The sequence below is a fragment of the Salipiger sp. PrR007 genome, assembly GCF_010499845.1.
In the GTDB taxonomy this organism is placed as follows: domain Bacteria; phylum Pseudomonadota; class Alphaproteobacteria; order Rhodobacterales; family Rhodobacteraceae; genus Salipiger; species Salipiger pacificus_A.
Genome location: NZ_JAAGOZ010000007.1, coordinates 87,938 through 107,652 on the forward strand (window position 1 = coordinate 87,938; position 19,715 = coordinate 107,652).

Genomic DNA, 19,715 nt, shown 5'->3' on the forward strand with positions numbered 1-19,715 from the left:
GAAGCGCGCGGCGGCCGGGCCGGGATCAGACGACCTGCCCCGGATGCGCCTCGGCCCAGCCTTGCAGGACGACGGCAAGATCGGGTCTGCCGACCAATGCGATGGCCTTGCGCGGAAGCGCGACGCCATGCTCGAGCAGAAGCTTCAGGCAGGCGAGGTGATCTCGGCCTTCGGCCTTCGGCGCGTTCTCGGCCCCGTGCAGCAACGTGCCGAGCAGCGTGCCGCCAAAAGCGTTCACGTGGCTCATGTCCGGACGCAGATCCAGGAAATGCGCCATTATCTGGGGATAGCCCTCCCAGGCAGCGGCCTGCACCGGGGTCACGCCATCAACTCCGTCCGGCGCATCATATGGCAGCCCGAGCGACACCAACGCCTTGATCTGCGCCAGCCGGTCCGGCCGACCCGCGAGCCCGCGCAGCAACCCGTCGTAGGCAGGCGGCAGCGCCTCGGGGTCGATGTAGGCACCCGGAGTGCCCCGCCCCTCCGCGGCCTCTGCCATGAGCGCCTCCTCGCGGGACAGCGCGGCGGTGATGCCCCGCGCCTCCAGCGCCTCGACCAGCGCGCGGCTGCCCAGCACCCGGGCGTAGGCATAGGGCGAGACCCAGCGCCACTCGCGCACCGGATCGGCGCCGGCCTCGAGCAGCAGCTCCACCATGCGCCGGTCGCAGCCGCGCCGCGCCGCCTGATGCAGCGCGGGGATGGTCTGCGCCTCCTCGTCGAGCGTCGCGCCATGGGCGAGCAGAAGCTCCACGGCGCCGTGGTCGTTGAAGTCGAGCGCCCGCAAGAGCGCGTTGGTGCCCTGCGGCTTCGCCCCACGCTCGAGCAGCAGCTTCAGCCCGTCCAGCGTGCCCATCTCCGCCGAATGGTAGAGCGACTCGCCATCGTCGGGAGACGCGCCGTGATCCAGAAGCCAGCGCGCCAGATCAAGGTTGCGCGCCACGCAGAGCGCACCGTAGAGCGCCGAGAGTTTCTCTCCCCCTGCTCCCTCCTGTGCGTCGTTCACATCGGCCCCCCGTGCGACCAGCAAGGCGGCGATTTCCAGCGTCGCAGGGCGCAGGTCAGGGTGCAGTTGGTGCCAACGCGAGAAGGCGAGGTGCAAGATCGGGCTTCGCGGCCCGTGCCGTTCGGTTGCAAGCCGAGGGTTTTGCGCCAGCGCGGCGCGCACGCCAGGCAGGTCTACCAGAGCGCATTGCAGGCCGAAAAGCCCATCGGCGAGATCCGGCGTCTCGGCCAGAAGCGCCTGCACCACAGGCATCTGACCATGGAACAGCGCGATCTTCAGCCGCTGGATTTTCGCTGCCCGGTCCAGGCCCTGGGTCTCCGCCGCCAGCTTGAGCTTGGGCCAGCTCTCGAAGCCTCGCTCGCGCGCGATGAGCTGCAGGAAGTCGGCGCGCCTGAGCTCGCGCCCGTCGCCGCGCGGCGGCAGCTCGCTCAGGCGTTGCCGCGCGCCGCGGTCTCCCGCGTCGTAGGATTTGTGAAGTCGGCGCGCCTCGCGGCGCAGATCGTCGATGGATGGGGTCGGCCCTGAAAAGAGCATGCCGGTGTCCTCCGTCATCGCCCAAGTGTCCGCTGGTCTGGGCAGGAGAGAAACCGAAGATATCAGATCGGTTCGAAGGCAGGTGCGCGCGCTTTCCGCGGACTGGGCGGCCCCCTGCGATCGGGCCTGATCGCCTCATAGCAGAGCGGCGGCGCATGGGGAAGTCCCCGCGCAACACATGCGCCAGGATCGGGGCCGCACCCGGCGCCCGCCTCGACGCCCGGCTTTACCTCGCCCCTCCCCCACCTTACCTTGGCCGCAACCGAAGGAGCGCCACGGATTCCATGACTGACGACAGCCCCAAGTACCAGGTACTCGCGCGCAAGTACCGCCCCGAGACCTTTGCCGATCTCGTCGGGCAGGATGCCATGGTGCGCACCCTGAAGAACGCCTTCAAGGCGGACCGCATCGCGCAGGCCTTCATCATGACCGGCATCCGCGGCACCGGGAAGACCACCACCGCGCGGATCATCGCCAAGGGGATGAACTGCATCGGCCCCGATGGCGCCGGCGGGCCAACCACCGAGCCCTGCGGTGTGTGCGAGCACTGCAAGGCAATCATGGAAGGCCGCCACGTCGACGTGCTGGAGATGGACGCGGCCTCCAACACCGGCGTCGGCGACATCCGCGAGATCATAGACAGCGTGCACTACCGGGCGGCCTCGGCGCGCTACAAGATCTACATCATCGACGAGGTGCACATGCTCTCGAACAGCGCGTTCAACGCGCTGCTCAAGACGCTCGAGGAGCCGCCCGCGCACGTGAAGTTCATCTTCGCCACCACCGAGATCCGCAAGGTGCCGGTGACGGTGCTGTCGCGCTGCCAGCGGTTCGATCTGCGCCGCATCGAGCCCGAGGTGATGATCGACCTGCTGCGCCGGATCGCCACCAAGGAAAGCGCCGAGATCACCGATGACGCGCTGGCGCTGATCACCCGCGCCGCCGAGGGCTCGGCGCGCGACGCCACCTCGCTGCTCGATCAGGCGATCAGCCACGGTGCCGGGGAAACCACCGCCGATCAGGTCCGCGCCATGCTTGGCCTCGCCGATCGCGGACGGGTGATGGACCTCTTCGAGAAGATCATGCACGGCGACGCGCCCGGCGCGCTGACCGAGCTCTCCGAACAATATGCCGAGGGCGCCGACCCGCTGGCGGTGCTGCGCGACCTCGCCGAGCTGACCCATTGGATCTCGGTGGTGAAGATCACGCCGGACGCCGCCGAGGATCCCACCGTCGGCCCCGACGAGCGGCTGCGCGGCTCGGCGCTGGCGGCCAACCTCGGCATGCGCGCGCTCACCCGCATGTGGCAGATGCTGCTCAAGGCGCTGGACGAAGTGGCTCAGGCGCCCAACGCCATGATGGCCGCCGAGATGGCGGTGATCCGGCTGACCCACGTCGCCGAGCTGCCCTCGCCCGAGGAACTGCTGCGCAAGCTTCAGGACACGCCGCCTCCGCCCCCCAGCCCGAACGGGCCCGGCGGTGGGTACACCCATGCACCCGCAGGCGCCCCCGCGGGTGGCGGCACGCAGGCCTACGCCAGCCACGTGCAACCGACCCATCCCGGCCCCTCCGGCCCCAGCGCGATGTATGGCAACGCCGTGCCCGCGGTGGCGCAGAACAACGCGCTCGCGCGGTATCCCACCTTCGAGCACGTCCTCGAGCTCATCCGCGCCAATCGCGATGTGAAGCTGCTGGTCGAGGTCGAAAGCGGCCTGCGCCTTGCCGCCTATCAGCCCGGCCGCATCGAGTTCACCCCGGCCCGCAACGCCTCGGGCGATCTGGCGCAGCGGCTCGGCACGGCGCTACAGCGCTTCACCGGCGCGCGCTGGGGCGTGTCTTTGGTCAACGGCTGCGAGACGCCGACCATCGTGGAAAAGCGCGACGCAGCCGAGCTGGCTTTGCGTTCCGAGGCCGAGCAGCACCCGCTGGTGCAGGCCACCCTCGCCGCTTTCCCCAAGGCGAAGATCGTCGAGATCCGCACCCCCGAGGCCGAGCAGCAGCAGGCCGCGGTGGAGGCCCTTCCCGAGGTCGAGGACGAATGGGATCCCTTCGAGGAGGAGTGATCGCTGCGTGATGGGGGAACCCCTGCGGCCTTTCCGGGTTTGACCTCTGTCACACCCGGAGGAGCCGCCATGACTTTCGACCCCCATAAGGCTGTTCACAAGGCCACCCTGCCCGCCCTGCGCGATCGTATCGGCGACGCCCTGCCTGCCAGCCGGCGCGAGCGCCTCGCCCCCGTCGTCTTTGCCGGCGGGCTGCTGGCCATCGGCGCGATGCTGATCAAGGCCAAGCCGCGCATCGGCCATGTGCCCACGCCCAAACAGTTCGGCGACCTTCCGCGCCGCTCTCGCGCACGTCGCGCGGCGCAGACCACCCGCGATCACATCGAGCCCTTCGCCCCGACCAATGTGACCGACTCGATCGGACGTTCGCTGATGCTCGGCGGCGCCGCGCTCTTGCTGACCCGCCTGCTCGACGAAGCCGCCGGACGCGACGGTAAATAGATTTGCCGTCTGCTCGGCCCGGAGCGACTTCCGCGCGGTAGCGCCCTTGTTTTGCGCAATTCCGGCGCCGCTTCCCTTGTCGCCCCGACGCACGATCCGTATCTAGGAGACAACTCGGACACAGGGCCCGCCGCGGCCCCAGACAGGAGAGACCAGATGTTCAAGGGATTGGGCGGTCTTGGCGACATGGCCAAGATGATGAAGGCCGCGCAGGAGATGCAGGGCAAGATGGCCGATCTGCAGGAAGGCCTGCACACCACCATGGTGACCGGCGAGTCCGGTGCCGGCCTCGTAAAGGCAACCGCCACCGCCAAGGGTGAGCTGAAGGGTCTCGACATCGATCCGTCGATCTTCAACAGCGACGACAAGGAAGTGGTCGAGGACCTGATCCTCGCCGCGATCAAGGACGCGCAGAGCAAGGCGCAGGACCGCGCCGAGCAGGAGATGCGCAAGCTCACCGAAGAGCTTGGCCTTCCCGCAGACATGAAGATGCCGTTCTAAGACGCCTGCCGCAGGCATGGCGCGTGGCGGGACAGAGCGGACCTTCGCAAGAAGGTCTGCGGCGTCCCGCACCGAGGAGTGACCCGGAAATGCCCGAGCGCAGCGAGATCGACGCGCTGATCGAGATGATGGCCCGGCTGCCGGGCCTCGGCCCGCGTTCGGCGCGGCGCGCCGTGCTGCACCTCATTCGCAAGCGCGAGCTGCAGCTCGCACCGCTCGCCGATCTGATGAGCCGGGTCGCCGCCACCGCCCGCGAGTGCCTCAACTGCGGCAATGTCGGCACAGCCGAGATCTGCCCGATCTGCACCGACGAGCGCCGCGCCAACGGCCAGATCTGCGTTGTCGAGGACGTGGGCGACCTTTGGGCGATGGAGCGCGGCGGCAGTTACAAGGGCCGCTACCATGTGCTCGGCGGCACGCTGTCGGCGCTCGACCGTATCGGTCCCGAAGAACTGCGCATCCCGCAGCTCGTGGCGCGGGTGCAAAGCGAAGCCATTACCGAGGTGATCCTCGCGCTCAACGCCACGGTCGACGGGCAGACCACGGCGCATTACATCGCCGACCAGCTCGAGACCCGCGTCGCGATGAGCTCGCTGGCTCAGGGCGTGCCCATCGGCGGCGAACTCGACTATCTCGATGACGGCACGATCACTGCGGCGCTCAACGCGCGCCGCAAACTCTGAGTCCTCGGGGTCACGCGGCTGTGACCCCCGGCCTCTGGGCGGCACCGCACCTTGGCGCTAAAGCCAGCGACATGATCCGCGCAACCGCCCCCCTCCGCCTCGCTATTCTCGCCGCTCTGCTTCCCTTCGCCGCCCAGGCGCAGGAGGCCACGGTCCCCGTGCTCGACCCGGCGCCGCTGTCGCAGGTCGACCTGCTGTCGCGCGAGATCGGCTTCGGCATCGGCCATAGCGCGGTGACCAGCCGGCGGGACGGGTTCTTCCTCGGTGGCTATGCGGCGGGCGGGCGCACCGCGCCGGATCACGCGCAGGACTCGGAGTACAACAGCAGGGGGCTGGTGCTGGGCTGGGGCTTCGAGAACGGGCTCTCGGCCTTCGCGGGCTACGCGCAGGGCGCGTCCTTTCTCGACGACGATGTCCACGAGGCGCGCATCCGCTCCTATTTCCTTGGCACCGGCTACGCGGGCTCGTCGAACGGCGTGAGCTACGGCGGCGCACTCTTCATGAGCCGCACCCACAACAAGCTTTCGAGCCCGGCCTCGGCCTCCGGCAGCACCGACCACGACGGCCGCACCCTCGGCCTCAGTCTGCGCGGCGAAACCCTTCTGCGCGAGGGCGCGTCGCCGGGCACCGGGATCGACCTCGTGGTGACGGGCGACGTGTTGCGCCATGCCACGGGCGATTACGAGCTTGCCCGCAAGGGCGGCGAGATCCAAAGCCGTGTCACCTATTCCACCGCCTTCCGCGCCGAGCTGGGCGCGCCGATGCGCGCGGTGGGCGGGATCCTGCGCCCCTATGCCGCCTACGCCGTCTTCGGCGGTGACCAGGACGAGATGACCTATGTCACCGAGACCGGCAGCCGCAGCTTCGACGCCAGTGAGCTGCTGAGCGAGGACCAGCTTTCGCTCGGCCTCGACTACGGCGCCACGGACGGCCGCGGGCTGGGCGGGCGGCTCGAGGCGGCCTCGAACTTCGCGGGCGACAGCGCCCTGCGCCTGCACCTCAGCTTCGGCTTCTGAGCCGCGCCGCGGCGCCGGCCTAGACCAGCGCCTCGGTTTCCCCGTCGCCTTCGCGGTCGAGCACGCGCGCAGGCGCACGTGCGGTGACCAGCAGCGCCGCCACGTCCTGCCCGCGGTCCTGCCGCAGCGCGCAGCCGGTCAGCGTCACCTCGGCAAAGCCCGCCTCGGCCATCAGGCCGGTGATATACGCCCGCGAATGGGCGAAGCGGCGGCTCTCGCGCAGCTGCACCGGGGCCTCGCCGAGTTCCAGCGTGAAGGCGATCTGCCCGCCTGGCGCCAGCGCCCCGGCGCACCAGCCGATCACCCGCTCGAGCGCGCCGAGATAGATGAAGACATCCGCCGCCAGGATCAGGTCATAGCGTGGCACGATCGCCGACATCTCGGCGATGTTGCGTTTCTCGAGCGCGTCGTAGACGCCCTTCGCCGCGGCTTCGGCCAGCATCTTTGAGGAAATGTCATAGCCGTCGAGCCGGTCGCAATGCGGCCGCAGCAGCTCGCCCATCAGCCCGGTGCCGCACCCGAGGTCGAGCGCGTGCCGCGCCCGCATGAAGCCCTGCGCCTTCAGCGCCGAGAGCAGCAGTTCGGGACCGCGGTAGTTCAGCTTGCCGACCAGCGAGCGCTCGAAGCGCGGCGCGTATTGGTCGAAGAGCAGCTCGACGAAGGCCGCAGGCATGCTCTCGGCCACCGGCACGCCCCGCAACAGGTCGCGGCGCAGCCCGGCGCCCAGCGGATCGCGGGGGTCGGCGGCCACGGCCTTGTCCCAGGCATCGGCAGCGGCCTCAACCTCGCCCACGGCCTCATGATACTCGCCGAGACGGAACCAGCCCGCGGCCCAGCCCGGCACCAGATCCATCGCCCGGCTCAGCGCCTCGATCGCGCCGCCGTAATCGCCCAGGTGGGCCATGGTCTCGGCAAAAGCGGCGCGGCGCTCGGCAAGCGGATCACCACAGGGAAAAGACGTTCCCAGCATCATTTATCTGTCCAAAGGGGCCCGCTCATTTGCCGGTAATGGCCACGCGGCGGGCGACACGCTGCACCGCCTCGGGGTGCATCATCGCGGGCGATATCCGGTCGCGAGATTTCCGTCAATCGGGCGCGCAAGCGGCTGACGCAAAGGTAAAAGACCTGTGTCTGCCGGGGCAGTGATCCAGCCCGGCGGCGCTGCGCGGCGGCCCGCGCCTCGGCATGGAAAAAGCCCGCCGCAAGGCTGCGACGGGCTCTCGGGTGGTCAGCGGACGCGCGTGTCAGCCGCGCGGATCGTCGCTGTCGTCCTCGTCGTCATCCTCGTCGCTCGAAGGCAGGTTGAAGAAGCTGTCCGCATCCGAGAAATCGCTCGGGCCCTTGTCTTCTTCCTCGTCGTCCTCGCCGCGCGGATCGGAGAGCGAGAAGGTCTCGAGACCCTCGATCGCCGTCGGCAGCCGCGGCTCGTGGCTGTCCATGCCAAGGCTCTGCTCGGTCGACACCAGCTTGCGGCGCTCGTCGTCGGTCATCACCTCGTCGCGGTTCTTCGCGGCCTTGGCCACGGCGGCGTCAAGCTCGGACTGGCGGCACAGCCCCAGCGCGACCGGATCGATCGGCTGCATGTTCTGGATGTTCCAGTGGGTGCGCTCGCGGATCGACTGGATCGTCGGCTTGGTGGTGCCCACCAGCTTGGAGATCTGGCCGTCGGTCAGCTCGGGGTGGAACTTCACCAGCCACAGGATCGCGTTCGGACGGTCCTGGCGCTTCGACAGCGGAGTGTAGCGCGGGCCGCGGCGCTTGTCCTCGTCGACAGCGGCGGGGTTGTACTTCAGCTTGAGCCTGGCGAGCGGGTTCTTCTCGGCCTTGTCGATCTCGACCTGCTCGATCTGGTTGTTGGCGACCGGGTCGAAGCCCTTCACGCCGCCAGCCACGTCACCGTCGGCGATGCCTTGGATTTCCAACTCGTGCATGCCGGTGAAGTCGGCAATCTGCTTGAAGGTCAAAGTGGTGTTGTCGACGAGCCAGACAGCGGTCGCCTTGGGATGCAGCAGTTTTGCCATGGGTCATCTCCTTACGTAAATCTTCTCCCCTCCCCCAAGGCGTTGGCCTCGGGAGGTCCCGGATTACTTCTCCAGGACGGGTTACCGTTGTCGGGGAACTTCGGGCCTATATAGTCTCGCGGAACCCAAGAGGGAAGAGAAAATGCGCTGGCTGCTGATCCTGCTCGTCTCCGTCACCTGTGCCACGACCGCCCGGGCCGAGGGCGACCGCGCCGGGGTGTTCGACTACTACGTTCTGTCGCTGAGCTGGTCTCCGACCTGGTGCGCGCTCGAAGGCAAGGCGCGGAACTCGCCGCAATGCGACCGCCCGCTCGGCTGGGTGCTGCACGGGCTCTGGCCGCAGTACACGCGCGGCTACCCCTCCTATTGCGACAGCTCCGCCCGCCCGCCGAGCCGCAAGGAGACCGCCGCCATGGCCGACATCATGGGCACGGCGGGGCTGGCCTGGTACCAGTGGAAGAAGCACGGCGCCTGTGCAGGACTCTCGTCGCAGGATTACTTCGCGCTCGCCCGCCGCGCCTACGAGGCTGTCACCCGCCCCGAGGTGCTGCGCCGCCTCGATGCGCCGGTCAGCCTGCCGGCCGAGGTGATCGAGGAGGCCTTCCTGCAGGCCAATCCCGGCTGGGAGCCGGACATGCTGACCATCACGTGCCAGTCCGGCCGCATCCAGGAGGCGCGACTGTGCCTGTCAAAGGCGCTGGAGCCCGTGCCCTGCGGCCAGGATGTGGTTAAGGATTGTCGCCTTCCGAACGCCCTTCTTGATCCCGTGCGCTGAGCGATCTTGCCCTTCAGGCGCGCCCGGGAAGCGGGCGGCGGCAGGCAGATACGACGTGCGACTGTAGAGGTGTGGCGGGATCAAAAAATGCCAGAGGGTGTACCCGAACCAAGATCAAATGCTTGCCAGCATAAAGAAAACGGAAACGATCATAGGAGCGGTTCACCCCCTGGCACGGTCGCAAGTGTACGAGGTCGCGACCGTGCAGCCAGTCAAATCGCGAACTTCTTAACAAATGGTTAACGAAATAGTTAATCGCCCTTAAACGAACATATTTTTTCGGACCGTCGCCACGATCGCCGCAGCCCTCAGCCGAAGCCCGAGATGATCAGGCCACCGACCCTAGCCGCGCCACACCGCGCCGGGCTGATCACCGGCAACCCCCGGGAACCCGCGTCTTTTTCGCAACCGTGATCGCACAGCGGCGCCGCGCGCGCGCCGCGCCGCGCGGCAGAGATTGCTCCCGCTGGGGGAGCTTGATAATCAGAAGCGAAGACAAGGCAGAGCAGCGGGCCTCCCGGCCCGGACAAGCGCCCCAAAAACGCCCCGAATATCGCCGAGAACGCACCCCGAGCATGACAGCCCTCAAGGAGTACCAGCGCCTCGAAGCCACCGCGCTCTGGCGGCCCGAGCCGGACGCGCAGCGGCGCGAGGTGATCCTGTCGATGGGGGATGCCACGCTGACCGTGTCGGACGTCTCGGGCCGGGCGCTGTCGCATTGGTCGATGGCCGCCGTGGTGCGCGCCAACAAGGGCCGCAGCCCGGCGCTCTATCATCCCGACGGTGATCCCGGCGAAACGCTGGAGCTGGCCGAGGACGAGAGCACGATGATCGACGCCATCGACCGGGTGCTGCGCGACATCGAACGGCGGCGTCCCAAGCCCGGGAAGCTCCGCCTGCGCATGATCATCGGCGTTGCCGCGCTGGTCGCCGCCGGGATCCTGCTCTGGCTGCCCGGCGCGCTGCTCGACCATGCCGAGCGCGTCGTGCCCCGCGCCAAGCGCGTCGAGATCGGCCAGGCCCTGCTTGGCCAGATCACCCGAGTCTCCGGGCGCCCCTGCGGCACGACCGAGTCTGCGCGCCCGCTGCGCCACCTCGCAGCGCGGGTGCTGGGCGAGGCGCGGCGCGGCGATCTGGTGGTGCTCAACGACGGGCTCCGCGACACGGCGCATCTACCCGGCGGGATCATCCTGCTGAGCAGCGATCTGCTCGAGGGCTACGAGGACCCGGACGTCGCGGCGGGCTACATCCTTGCCGAGTCGTTGCGCGCCAGGCAGTCGGACCCGCTGGGCGATCTGCTGCGCCATGCCGGGCTCTGGTCGAGCCTCAAGCTGCTGACCACCGGCTCGCTGCCGCGCGGCGCGCTGGAAAGCTACGCCGAGGTGCTGCTTACCCGCCCGCAGGTGCCGGTGCCGCTCGACGCGCTGCTGGATGGCTTCGCGAAGATCGAGCTGCGCAGCTCGCCCTATGCCTATGCCCGCGACATCACCGGCGAGTCGGTGCTGCCTCTGGTCGAGGGCGATCCGCGCGCCGCCGAGGGCAGCGTGCCGGTGCTGAGCGATGCGGACTGGGTGCGGTTGCAGGGAATCTGCGGCGGCTGACGGCGCGGCGCCGCTCGCGGAGTGCGCTCGGCCCGGTGACGCAAGGCCTGGGTGCTGCCCCCGACGCGCTGCGCGCGCCTCCACCGGCAAATTTCGTCCAGCAGAATGCTGTGCTCAGCGCAGGGTCGCGCTGCGGTAGCCCGTGGCCTGGACCTTGGACAGCGCGAGGCTGGCGGCGCGCGCGTCGGCATAGGGACCGACCCGCAGGCGGCGCAGGCCGTCGGACTTGCGCAGCAGTTCCTGCACCGGAAGACCCGCCGCCTGCAGTCGGCTGCGCGCCTGTCCGGCGCTTTCCGCCGTGGAGAAGGCGCCGATCTGCACGTAGCGCAGCGCCGGACCCTCGTCGGAAACGCTGTCGGAGGCCGCGGCGACCACCGCGCCGGTGGTCGAGGGCGCGGGGCGCAGCGCCGGGTCGCCCTCGAGCCGCACGCGCGGGGCCACGGCGGTCACCACGGTGCCGGCGGTCGAGGCATGGGGCACCTCGTGGGTCCAGACGCGCTGGGTGTCGTAATACCCTTTCACCGTCTGCAAGGCGCGATGCGGGTTCAGCCGGTCGTCCTCCCAGGCCGGACGATATCCGGCGGGGACGATCACGCGTTCGGCGCGGCCGTCCTCGTAGACGTGGCGCGGCAGGATGCGGGTGCTGCCGGGCACCAGGAGCTTGCCATCCTGCCAGCTGCCGGTGCCATTGCCGTTGTTGTAATAGACCTTCTTGCCGGGCGCGGGCGCCTCGCCGCGGCGCACCTCCGTCGCATAGGGCGCCGCCTGAGGACCGCAGCGCAGGGTGCGACCGTCGCTGACGATCTCGCCGCTGAAGCCGGGGGTGCAGGCGCCGCCGACAAGCGCCCCTGCAGGGACCGCCGCGACCGACCCCGCCGGCGCGGCCGGAACTCTGGAAACCACCCGCGGCGCCGGGGCGGCGGGCGGCTTGGAGGCCGGAGCCTTGACCACGGCTGCGGGTTTCGAGGCGACCGTGGCCATCGGCTGCCCGGTGGCACGGCTCGGGGCCGGGGCGGTTACGGCCTGAACCGGCTTGGGCTTGGGTTTGGACGCCGGCGCGGGCGCGATCACCGGGGCGGGCTTGGCCGCGGGCGCCTCGGCCGCGGCGGTGCGGCTCTGGCCGGACAGGCTGGGCGCATAGCCGCAGACCGGCTCGCCGGCGCGGCTGACCCGCGGCACCCAGATCACCGCGTCATCGAAACCGGCGCGGATGAACACGCAGCCGCGGCTGTCGACGTATTGCGCTTCGGTATAGCTGGCAGGGGGCACCTCCGCCGGAGTGCTGATCGTGTCGATCCGCTGAGCCAGCACGGGGGCGCCGATGAGAGCGGAGCCGATCGCCGTGGCGAATGTGAGAATGGCGGAACTTGCCGAAACCTTGATACGCATGTCGCCCCCCGGGAAGCTGCGCGGCCAGCATTGCATGAGCGCCGCGCAGCTGTAAAGCGTTGAGGGGGCTTATTTTGTGCCGAACATGCGGTCCCCCGCATCCCCTAGTCCCGGAACGATATAGCCTTTCTCGTTCAGCTTTTCGTCGAGCGAGGCGGTGATGATCGGAACGTCCGGATGCGCCTCTTCCATGCGCTTGACGCCCTCGGGCGAGGCGAGCAGGCACAGGAAGATGATGTTCTGCGCGCCGGCCTGCTTCAGCAGGTCGATCGCGGCAACCGAGGAATTGCCGGTGGCGAGCATCGGGTCGACGGCGATCACCGTGCGGTCCTCGAGGTTCTTCGGGACCTTGAAGTAATATTGCACCGGCTCCAGCGTCTCCTCGTCGCGGTAAAGCCCGACGAAGCCGACGCGGGCGGCGGGGATCAGCTCGAGGATGCCGTCGAGCAGGCCGTTGCCGGCGCGCAGGATCGACACCAGTGCCAGCTTCTTACCCTCGATGGTCGGGGCCTCCATGGCGCAGAGCGGGGTCTCGATCTGCTTGGTGGTGACGGGCAGCTCGCGGGTGACCTCATAGGCCAGCAGCAGGGAAATTTCGCGCAGCAACTTGCGGAACGACGCGGTCGAGGTGTCCTTCTCGCGCATCAGGGTGAGTTTGTGCTGCACCAGCGGGTGTTCGACGACGGTCAGGTGTTTCATGCGCTCTCCAGTCTTTTCAGCAGCGCCTCGCGCGTGTCGGCCGAGCAGAAGGCCGCATCTGCGGAGGTCTTGGAAATCTCGATGAAGTCCTCTTCTTCCCATCCGAAGGTGCGTGCAAGGTTTTCGTACTCCTGCACCATGGTGGAATGGAAAAACGGCGGGTCATCCGTCGACACGGTGACCCTGACGTCGCGATCGCGCAGCTTCTGGATCGGGTGCGCGGCCAGCGAGGGGTAGACACCGAGCCGCACGTTCGAGCCGGGGCAAACCTCGAGCGTGATGCCGCGCTCGGCGATGAGATCGACCAGCGCCGGGTCCTCGATGGCGCGCACGCCGTGACCGATGCGCTCGACCCCGAGATCCTCGATCGCCCGGCGCACCTCGGCCGCGCCGCGCCATTCGCCGGCATGTGTTGTCAGCCGCAACCCGGCCTCGCGGGCCATGTCGAAGCTGTAGGCAAAATCGCGCTGCTCGCCGCGGTTCTCGTCGCCGCCCATGCCGAAGCCGCAGATCCAGTCGCCCGCGGTCTCGGCGGCGCAACGCGCCGCGGCCTTGGCCTTCTCTGGGCCGAAGTGGCGCACGCAGGTGACCACGCCGCGCAAAGTGATGCCCATCTCGCGCTCGGCGCTGTCCGCCGCGTCCTGCATGGCGTGCAGATACTCGCGCCACGCACCCAGATCGCCGCCGCCGCAGAAGTCGGGCGAGATGAAGGTCTCGGCGTAGATCACGCCATTCTTCGCGCATTCCTCGAGCACGGCGCGGGTCAGCCGGGCGTAATCCTCGGGCGATTTCAGCACCGAGGTGGCCGCCTCGTAGACCTCGAGGAAATGCACGAAGTCGCGGTAGATGTAGGAGCCATCCTCGGCGAAAACGCCGTCGAGGCGCACCTTCTTCTCCTGCGCCAGCCCGCGGATGAAGGACGGCGGGGCCGCGCCCTCGATGTGCAGGTGCAGCTCGACCTTGGGCAAGCCCTTGATCCGGTGCAGGCTTTCCTCGTCGTGGTCTCTTGGGTCTCTCAAAGGAAGCTCCTTCCCGGTCCTTGTGCGGGCACCTTGAGGTGCGCCGCGATACTTGCCGCCACATCGGCGAATGCGATCTGCCCGATCTGCCCTGCCCCGCGCCCGTGCACAAGCACCGGGACCCGCTCGCGGGTGTGGTCGGTGCCCGTCCAGGTGGGATCGTTGCCATGATCGGCGGTGATCAGCAGCAGGTCGCCCTCGCGCAGGCGCGGCAGCAGTTTCCCGAGTTCCGTGTCGAACCATTCCAGCGCCCGCGCGTAACCTGACACATCGCGCCGGTGGCCGTAGAGGCTGTCGAACTCGACGAAGTTGGCAAAGGTCAGCGCGCCGTCCTCGGCGCTGTCCACGAGATCGGACAGGTGCCGCATGAGCGTGGCATCATCGCCCTTGCGGACCTCGTCGATGCCCTGCATCGAGAAGATGTCGCCGATCTTGCCGATGGCGTAGACGCGCCGCCCGGCGTCCTGCACCCAGTTGGTGAGGATCGGCTCCGGCGGCATGATCGCATAGTCGTGGCGGTTGGTGGTGCGCCTGTAGTTGCCCGGTGCGCCGACGAACGGCCGCGCGATGACCCTTCCCACCTTCATCTCGTGCAGGGTCGGCGCGATCTTCTCACAAAGATCGAGCAACCGCTCCAGCCCGAAGCTCTCCTCATGCGCGGCGATCTGGAAGACGCTGTCGGCCGAGGTGTAGCAGATCGGCCAGCCGCTGCGCTGGTGCTCCGGACCGAACTGGTCCAGCATCACCGTGCCCGAGCCGTGGCAGTTGCCGAGCGTCCCCTCGACCCCGGCGATCTCGCAGACCTCGGCCAGCAGCTGCGCCGGAAAGACCGGCTGCGCGACGGGGAAGTAGTGCCAATCCCAAGGGACGGGCAGGCCCGCCAGCTCCCAATGCCCGGAGGGCGTGTCCTTCCCCTTCGACCTCTCGGAGGCCGCGCCCCAGAGCCCCGAGGGCTCCGCGCCGAGCCCCGGCACCGCCTCGCCGCTGGCCAGCCGCGTGGCGACCCCCAGCCCCAGAGCATCCAGCACCGGCAGCCGCAGCGGCCCGCTGCGGCCCTCCTCGGCGCGCCCTTCGGCGCAGGCCTGCGCGATATGCGCCAGCGTGTTCGCCCCGGTGTCGGGCACACCCGCGTTGAAATAGGAGGCCGCATCCGGCGCGCCGCCGATGCCCACCGAATCCATCACCAGCAGAAATGCCCGCATCAGGCGATCCTTTCCCGCACCAAGGGGCCGACGTGCGGCGCCTCGCCGATCCGGACCGCCGCCGTGACCGCCCGCGCCGCCGCCTGCGCCGCCTCCGCGCTGGCCGCGTGGACCCGCGCCAACGGCTCGCCCTGTTCGAGTGACTGTCCGAGCCGCACCACCCGGGACAGACCCACCGAGGGATCGACCGGATCGCCCTCGACCTCGCGCCCGCCCCCAAGATGCACGACCGCAAGCCCCAGCGCCTCGCCGTCCATCGACGCCACATGCCCTGCGCCGGGCGCAGGCACGTCGACCACCACCGGCGCCTGCGGCAGCATATTCTGCCAGCCTTCGACAAAATCCACGGGCCCGCCAAGCCCATGCACCATGCGCCCGAACCGCTCCGCCGCCGCGCCGCTTGTCACGCTCTCGCGCAGCCGCGCTTCGCCGCCGTCGATCCCGGCCCCCGTCAGCAGCTCGGCGCCAAGCGCCACGGAGAGCTCCAGCAGCGGCCCTCCGGCGCCCTCGGTCAGCACCTCCATGGAGGCGCGCACCTCCAGCGCATTGCCGAGCGCATCGGCGAGCGGCTGGTCCATGCCGGTGATCAGCGCCGTCGTCCGGCACCCCGCCGCATTCGCGGTGCCGACCAGCGAGCGGGCCAAGGCGCGTGCCTCCTCCATGGTCTTCATGAAGGCACCGGACCCCACCTTCACATCCAGCACCAGCCCTTCCAGCCCCGCCGCCAGCTTCTTCGACAGGATCGAGGCGGTGATAAGATCGAGCGACTCCACCGTCGCGGTCACGTCGCGGATGGCATAGAGCCGCTTGTCCGCCGGGGCGATCCCCTCCGAGGCCGAGACGATGGCGCAGCCCGCCTCGCGCAGCACCGCGCGCAGCCGGTCCTCCGAAGGGTCGGTCACGTATCCCGGGATCGCCTCGAGCTTGTCGAGCGTGCCACCGGTATGGCCAAGCCCGCGCCCCGAGATCATTGGGACGTAAGCCCCGCAGGCCGCCAGCATCGGCGCCAGCACGAGGCTCACGCAGTCCCCCACGCCGCCGGTCGAATGCTTGTCGAGCACCGGCCCCGGCAGATCCCAATGCAGGACGTGACCGCTGTCGCGCATGGCCAGCGTCAGCACAGCCCGCGCCTCCTCGGAAAGACCGCGCAGGCAGACGCCCATGGCAAAGGCGCCGGCCTGCGCCGCGCTCACCGTGCCATCGGCAAGCCCCTCGGCGAACCAGCGGAGCCCTTCGTCGGAAGGCGGCTCGCCCCGGCGCAGCGCCGCGATGACCGTGCGCGCGTCCATCAGACGCGGTCCATATGCCCCGCACCGAAGGCGCCGGGCAGCAGCTCGCCGACGGTGGTCTCCAGCGTCGCCCCGTCGGTGGTCGCGAGCGTCACCTTGGCATGGGACTTGCCGAACTCCGCGAGCTTCTGCCGGCAGCCGCCGCAGGGCGGCAGCGGGTGCTCGCAATCGGCGACGACATAGGCCTCGAGGAACTCGGTCTCTCCCGCGGCGACCATGGCGGCGATGGCGCCGGCCTCGGCGCATGTGCCCTCGGGATAGGCCACGTTTTCGACGTTGCAGCCGGCATAGATCGTCCCCGAGGGCGCCAGCAGCGCCGCCCCCACCTTGAACTTCGAATAGGGGACATAGGCGTTTTCACGCACCGCGCGGGCGGCTTTCTCGAGCGACATGGCGCACCTCATTGAGATTCTCCGCCCATGTTGCTGAGCGCACAGGCCGATTGCAATCCCCGCGCCCCCGCCGCCCCTTCTTCCAGGCCGAGATATCCCGCGGCGACGCGGGGATGTCGAACCCCTGCTGGTGTACCGCCCGCCTCAGGCCGAGCCCTTCGGCAGGGGCGTGCGCGCCTTGTTGTACGCCGACCAGTCCTCGATCTCCGGGTACCAGCTGCGCCGCCAGGCCCGCACCTTCGGATTCATCACCCGCCGCCAAACCGGCGGCACCATCGCCGCCATGGTCATCACCGGATAGCCGTAAGGCAGCTGCGGCGCCGCGCTCTCGGCGTAGGTCTGCAGCAGCGGGAAACGGCGGTCGGGCTTGTAATGGTGGTCGGAATGGCGCTGCAGGTTGATCAGCAGCCAATTGGTCGCCGTATGCGCCGAGTTCCAGGAGTGGTGCGGCTTCACATGTTCGTAGCGCCCTTCGCCGAGATATTTCCGGGTCAGCCCGTAGTGTTCGACGTAATTGGTCAGCTCGAGTTGCCAGATCGCCACCCCCGCCTGCACGAGGAACAGGGCAAGACCTCCCCAGCCGCCGAGCGCCACAGCAAGCCCCAGCATCGCCAGTTGCAGCACAAGATAGAGCCAGAACGGGTTGCGCCGGTGCCACCACGGCAGCCCTCGGCGGGCCAGAAGCCCCTTCTCGGCACGAAAGGCGGAGACCGGGCATTCGCGCAATACGCGCGGGTAATAGCGGTGGAAGCCCTCGTTGTAGCGCGCGGTAACGGGATCCCGCGGCGTGCCGACCCAAAGGTGATGCACCAAGAGGTGCTCGGAGCGGAAATGCGAGTAGAGCACCATGGCCAGCAGCCAGTCGCCCAGCCGCCGTTCGAGCCTGTTGCGCTGGTGCACAAGCTCGTGGGAGTAGACGATCCCCACCGTGCCGGTCATCACCCCGGTGCCGAAAAAGACGCCGAACTTCTCCCACATGGTCAGGGCCTGGTTGCCAGACACGTACCAGATCAGCGCAAAGAGCATGACGAACTGCACCGGCGCCCAGAGCATCACCCCCGCACGGTACCAGAAGAGCGCGCTCTCCTCGGTCTGCGGATCTGCGTTTTCCGTATTGAGCCCAAGCGCCGCATCCAGTGCCGAGAAAAGATACCAGGTGGCCAGCGGCGGCAAGATCACCCAGAGCCCGCCATTCAGCGCGCCGATCCAGATCAGCACCGGCAGCAGGTAGACCAGCCAAAACGGTGCGGCGGCGGTCCAGCGCGCCAGCTTCGTCGAAGAGATCATCGCCCCGGTTTCCCTCGTTACCCCCACGCGGGGCCCCGTTGTCACCGCTGACGCAGGCCGGGGCCTCTGGCGCCCAGCTTGTCGCGTGGCGCCGTGCCGGTCAATGCGGCGCGTCGGCGCCGTTCAGGACGACGTCAGGGCAAAGGCCTTGCGCATGACCGTCGGCAGGTCCCCGGCGTCGAAAACCTCGGCCTCGACGAACTCGCCGCGCTCGGGGCGCCGCTCCATCGGCACCAGCGCGGTCTTCACGGTCAGGCGCAGGTGAAAATGGGTGAAGGTGTGGCGGGCCTCGGTGTTGAGCGTCTTCCACTCGGCCCTGATCGGAGGCGCGTCGGCGGGAGCTTCCTCGGACCATTCCGAACCCGGCCAGCCCAGCATCCCGCCCAGCAGCCCACTGTCGGGCCGGCGCTCCAGCAGCCAGGCGCCGTCCACGCGCTTGACCAGATAGGCGATGCCGTGGCGCGTCGGCTTGCGTTTCTTCGGCGCCTTCTTCGGCAGCTCGGACTGCGTGCCCCGATCCCAGGCGGCGCAGGCGCTGCGCCAGGGGCAAAGCCCGCAGGCCGGGTTGCGCGGGGTGCAGATGGTGGCGCCAAGGTCCATCACCGCCTGCGCATAGTCGCCGGGCCGCTCTTGTGGCGTCAGCGCGGCGGCGTAGCTGGTCAGCAGGGGCTTCGACTGCGGCAGCGGCAGGTGCTCGTCGTGCAGCCGCGCCATGACGCGCTCGACGTTGCCGTCGACAACGGTCTCGGGCAGGTCGAAGGCGATCGCCGCCACGGCCGCAGCGGTATAGGGCCCGACCCCGGGCAAGGCGCGCAGACCCTCGAGCGTCTGCGGAAACACCCCGCCGTGCTCATCGGCGACGGCCCGCGCGCATTTCAGCAGGTTCCGGGCGCGGGCGTAATAGCCCAGCCCCGCCCAGGCGGCCATCACGTCGGCATCCTCGGCGGCGGCAAGGTCCGAGACCGTCGGCCAGCGCGAGGTGAAGGCCTCGAAATAGCTTTTCACCGCGGCCACCGTGGTCTGCTGCAGCATGATCTCGGACATCCACACCCGGTACGGGTCGGGCCTCACCCCCGCCGCCCGCGCCGCCGGGCTGACGCGCCACGGCAGCTCGCGCGCGTGGCGGTCGTACCAGGTGAGCAGATCTGCGGCCTGCGACGTGTCACGCTTGGCTGACATTCCCTTGATCATCGACGACAAAAGCGATTCCCTGCTGGCATGCGGATGCGGGGTCACTAGAATAGGTCCGCAGAGAGGGATTCAAGATGGCACGGCGCAACACCTCAACATACGGGTTCGCAAAAACCTCGGGTCTGCTCAACGCGCAGATCCGCAAGGCCAGCGAGAGCCGCGGCTTCGCGCAGTCGCGCCTGCTCACCCACTGGGACGAGATCGTCGGCGCCGATGTCGCCGCAATGGCCCGCCCGGTCGAGGTCAGCTACGCGCGCCAGCAGGGGCTGGGCGCGACGCTTACGCTGCTCACCACCGGCGCCATGGCGCCGCTGCTCGAGATGCAGAAGGAACAGCTGCGCGAGAAGGTCAACGCGGTCTACGGCTACAATGCCATTGCGCGCATCCGCATCACCCAGACCGCATCGAGCGGCTTCGCCGAGGGCCGCGTTGCCTTTGGCCACGCGCCGAAGGCCGAAAAGCCCGAGCCCTCGCCCGAGATCAAGGCCGAGGCCCACAAGGTGGCCGGAGACATCCATGATGACGGGCTGCGCGCCGCGCTCGAGCGCCTCGCTGGCAACGTCATCTCGAAATCGCGGCAATAGCGCCGCGCGGAAACAGGTGGCAAAA

19 protein-coding genes are annotated in these 19,715 nt (G+C 68.9%); 8 read left to right on the forward strand and 11 right to left on the reverse strand.

The annotated features are described in order from the left end of the window. Positions 1–25 precede the first annotated feature (25 nt). The gene (locus G0Q01_RS00360; protein WP_235939393.1) at positions 26–1,555 is read right to left on the reverse strand and encodes an ankyrin repeat domain-containing protein; all 1,530 of its coding nucleotides are present in this window, start codon (positions 1,553–1,555) and stop codon (positions 26–28) included. Between the two features lie 266 nt (positions 1,556–1,821). Here G0Q01_RS00360 and G0Q01_RS00365 point away from each other — a divergent pair, with 266 nt between their 5' ends. The 5 genes from G0Q01_RS00365 to G0Q01_RS00385 all read left to right on the forward strand — a co-directional run bounded on the left by G0Q01_RS00365 (position 1,822) and on the right by G0Q01_RS00385 (position 6,241). Then, a complete protein-coding gene (locus G0Q01_RS00365) occupies positions 1,822–3,600 on the forward strand; it encodes a DNA polymerase III subunit gamma/tau (RefSeq protein ID WP_164189487.1) in 1,779 nt (592 codons plus the stop codon). A 69-nt stretch (positions 3,601–3,669) separates the two neighbouring features. Then, positions 3,670–4,041 (forward strand): hypothetical protein, encoded by a 372-nt coding sequence (locus G0Q01_RS00370; protein ID WP_235939395.1) that lies wholly within the window; start codon positions 3,670–3,672, stop codon positions 4,039–4,041. Positions 4,042–4,197: 156 nt separating this feature from the next. Further along, entirely contained in the window at positions 4,198–4,542 is a 345-nt protein-coding gene (locus G0Q01_RS00375) for a YbaB/EbfC family nucleoid-associated protein (RefSeq protein WP_108968402.1), read from the forward strand. A gap of 89 nt (positions 4,543–4,631) precedes the next feature. Then, entirely contained in the window at positions 4,632–5,225 is a 594-nt protein-coding gene (gene recR, locus G0Q01_RS00380; protein WP_164189489.1) for a recombination mediator RecR, read from the forward strand. Between the two features lie 71 nt (positions 5,226–5,296). After that, positions 5,297–6,241 carry a hypothetical protein gene (locus G0Q01_RS00385; protein ID WP_164189491.1) on the forward strand — a complete coding sequence of 315 codons (945 nt, stop codon included), beginning with the start codon at positions 5,297–5,299 and terminating at the stop codon, positions 6,239–6,241. Between the two features lie 19 nt (positions 6,242–6,260). Here G0Q01_RS00385 and G0Q01_RS00390 read toward each other — a convergent pair whose 3' ends face one another. Together G0Q01_RS00390 and G0Q01_RS00395 are read right to left on the reverse strand one after the other, a co-directional pair. Next, the gene (locus tag G0Q01_RS00390; RefSeq protein WP_235939397.1) at positions 6,261–7,214 is read right to left on the reverse strand and encodes a class I SAM-dependent methyltransferase; all 954 of its coding nucleotides are present in this window, start codon (positions 7,212–7,214) and stop codon (positions 6,261–6,263) included. Positions 7,215–7,485: 271 nt separating this feature from the next. Next, positions 7,486–8,262, reverse strand: coding sequence for a DUF1013 domain-containing protein (locus G0Q01_RS00395; protein ID WP_164189493.1), 777 nt, complete (start codon positions 8,260–8,262; stop codon positions 7,486–7,488). Positions 8,263–8,404: 142 nt separating this feature from the next. On the opposite strand from G0Q01_RS00395, the gene G0Q01_RS00400 reads away from it, so the two are divergent. Further along, the gene (locus G0Q01_RS00400; protein WP_164189495.1) at positions 8,405–9,037 is read left to right on the forward strand and encodes a ribonuclease T2; all 633 of its coding nucleotides are present in this window, start codon (positions 8,405–8,407) and stop codon (positions 9,035–9,037) included. A gap of 575 nt (positions 9,038–9,612) precedes the next feature. Next, positions 9,613–10,638 (forward strand): hypothetical protein, encoded by a 1,026-nt coding sequence (locus tag G0Q01_RS00405; RefSeq protein WP_164212914.1) that lies wholly within the window; start codon positions 9,613–9,615, stop codon positions 10,636–10,638. 114 nt (positions 10,639–10,752) lie between these two features. Here G0Q01_RS00405 and G0Q01_RS27180 read toward each other — a convergent pair whose 3' ends face one another. The 8 genes from G0Q01_RS27180 to mutY form a co-directional block, all read right to left on the reverse strand. Then, on the reverse strand, positions 10,753–12,027 hold the full coding sequence (locus G0Q01_RS27180) for an SPOR domain-containing protein (RefSeq protein WP_164189499.1): 1,275 nt from the start codon (positions 12,025–12,027) through the stop codon (positions 10,753–10,755). Positions 12,028–12,096: 69 nt separating this feature from the next. Next, a complete protein-coding gene (gene upp, locus G0Q01_RS00415; RefSeq protein ID WP_108968391.1) occupies positions 12,097–12,726 on the reverse strand; it encodes a uracil phosphoribosyltransferase in 630 nt (209 codons plus the stop codon). After that, positions 12,723–13,745 carry an adenosine deaminase gene (locus tag G0Q01_RS00420; protein WP_164212915.1) on the reverse strand — a complete coding sequence of 341 codons (1,023 nt, stop codon included), beginning with the start codon at positions 13,743–13,745 and terminating at the stop codon, positions 12,723–12,725. Before G0Q01_RS00420 ends, upp begins: the two co-directional genes overlap by 4 nt. Continuing rightward, the gene (locus G0Q01_RS00425; protein WP_235939411.1) at positions 13,742–14,950 is read right to left on the reverse strand and encodes a phosphopentomutase; all 1,209 of its coding nucleotides are present in this window, start codon (positions 14,948–14,950) and stop codon (positions 13,742–13,744) included. Before G0Q01_RS00425 ends, G0Q01_RS00420 begins: the two co-directional genes overlap by 4 nt. Further along, on the reverse strand, positions 14,947–16,236 hold the full coding sequence (locus G0Q01_RS00430; RefSeq protein ID WP_164189506.1) for a thymidine phosphorylase: 1,290 nt from the start codon (positions 16,234–16,236) through the stop codon (positions 14,947–14,949). Before G0Q01_RS00430 ends, G0Q01_RS00425 begins: the two co-directional genes overlap by 4 nt. Further along, positions 16,236–16,628 (reverse strand): cytidine deaminase, encoded by a 393-nt coding sequence (locus G0Q01_RS00435; protein ID WP_108968383.1) that lies wholly within the window; start codon positions 16,626–16,628, stop codon positions 16,236–16,238. Before G0Q01_RS00435 ends, G0Q01_RS00430 begins: the two co-directional genes overlap by 1 nt. 144 nt (positions 16,629–16,772) lie before the next feature. After that, positions 16,773–17,915: an alkane 1-monooxygenase gene (locus G0Q01_RS00440; RefSeq protein WP_164189508.1), complete on the reverse strand. Its 1,143-nt coding sequence runs from the start codon at positions 17,913–17,915 to the stop codon at positions 16,773–16,775. A gap of 123 nt (positions 17,916–18,038) precedes the next feature. Further along, positions 18,039–19,094, reverse strand: a complete 1,056-nt coding sequence (gene mutY / locus G0Q01_RS00445; protein WP_164189510.1) for an A/G-specific adenine glycosylase — start codon at positions 19,092–19,094, stop codon at positions 18,039–18,041. Between the two features lie 86 nt (positions 19,095–19,180). On the opposite strand from mutY, the gene G0Q01_RS00450 reads away from it, so the two are divergent. Then, positions 19,181–19,690: a DUF721 domain-containing protein gene (locus tag G0Q01_RS00450; protein ID WP_095883078.1), complete on the forward strand. Its 510-nt coding sequence runs from the start codon at positions 19,181–19,183 to the stop codon at positions 19,688–19,690. Positions 19,691–19,715 lie beyond the last annotated feature (25 nt).

What these genes read in the sequence shown, in the direction of transcription:
- G0Q01_RS00435 (WP_108968383.1), bottom strand. Translation starts at nt 16,628, where the DNA reads ATGTCGCTCGAGAAAGCCGCCCGCGCGGTGCGTGAAAACGCCTATGTC.
- G0Q01_RS00400 (WP_164189495.1), top strand. Translation starts at nt 8,405, where the DNA reads ATGCGCTGGCTGCTGATCCTGCTCGTCTCCGTCACCTGTGCCACGACC.
- G0Q01_RS00395 (WP_164189493.1), bottom strand. Translation starts at nt 8,262, where the DNA reads ATGGCAAAACTGCTGCATCCCAAGGCGACCGCTGTCTGGCTCGTCGAC.
- G0Q01_RS00440 (WP_164189508.1), bottom strand. Translation starts at nt 17,915, where the DNA reads ATGATCTCTTCGACGAAGCTGGCGCGCTGGACCGCCGCCGCACCGTTT.
- recR (WP_164189489.1), top strand. Translation starts at nt 4,632, where the DNA reads ATGCCCGAGCGCAGCGAGATCGACGCGCTGATCGAGATGATGGCCCGG.
- mutY (WP_164189510.1), bottom strand. Translation starts at nt 19,094, where the DNA reads ATGTCAGCCAAGCGTGACACGTCGCAGGCCGCAGATCTGCTCACCTGG.
- G0Q01_RS00430 (WP_164189506.1), bottom strand. Translation starts at nt 16,236, where the DNA reads ATGGACGCGCGCACGGTCATCGCGGCGCTGCGCCGGGGCGAGCCGCCT.
- G0Q01_RS00405 (WP_164212914.1), top strand. Translation starts at nt 9,613, where the DNA reads ATGACAGCCCTCAAGGAGTACCAGCGCCTCGAAGCCACCGCGCTCTGG.
- upp (WP_108968391.1), bottom strand. Translation starts at nt 12,726, where the DNA reads ATGAAACACCTGACCGTCGTCGAACACCCGCTGGTGCAGCACAAACTC.
- G0Q01_RS00375 (WP_108968402.1), top strand. Translation starts at nt 4,198, where the DNA reads ATGTTCAAGGGATTGGGCGGTCTTGGCGACATGGCCAAGATGATGAAG.
- G0Q01_RS00370 (WP_235939395.1), top strand. Translation starts at nt 3,670, where the DNA reads ATGACTTTCGACCCCCATAAGGCTGTTCACAAGGCCACCCTGCCCGCC.
- G0Q01_RS00360 (WP_235939393.1), bottom strand. Translation starts at nt 1,555, where the DNA reads ATGACGGAGGACACCGGCATGCTCTTTTCAGGGCCGACCCCATCCATC.
- G0Q01_RS00365 (WP_164189487.1), top strand. Translation starts at nt 1,822, where the DNA reads ATGACTGACGACAGCCCCAAGTACCAGGTACTCGCGCGCAAGTACCGC.
- G0Q01_RS00390 (WP_235939397.1), bottom strand. Translation starts at nt 7,214, where the DNA reads ATGATGCTGGGAACGTCTTTTCCCTGTGGTGATCCGCTTGCCGAGCGC.
- G0Q01_RS00450 (WP_095883078.1), top strand. Translation starts at nt 19,181, where the DNA reads ATGGCACGGCGCAACACCTCAACATACGGGTTCGCAAAAACCTCGGGT.
- G0Q01_RS00385 (WP_164189491.1), top strand. Translation starts at nt 5,297, where the DNA reads ATGATCCGCGCAACCGCCCCCCTCCGCCTCGCTATTCTCGCCGCTCTG.
- G0Q01_RS27180 (WP_164189499.1), bottom strand. Translation starts at nt 12,027, where the DNA reads ATGCGTATCAAGGTTTCGGCAAGTTCCGCCATTCTCACATTCGCCACG.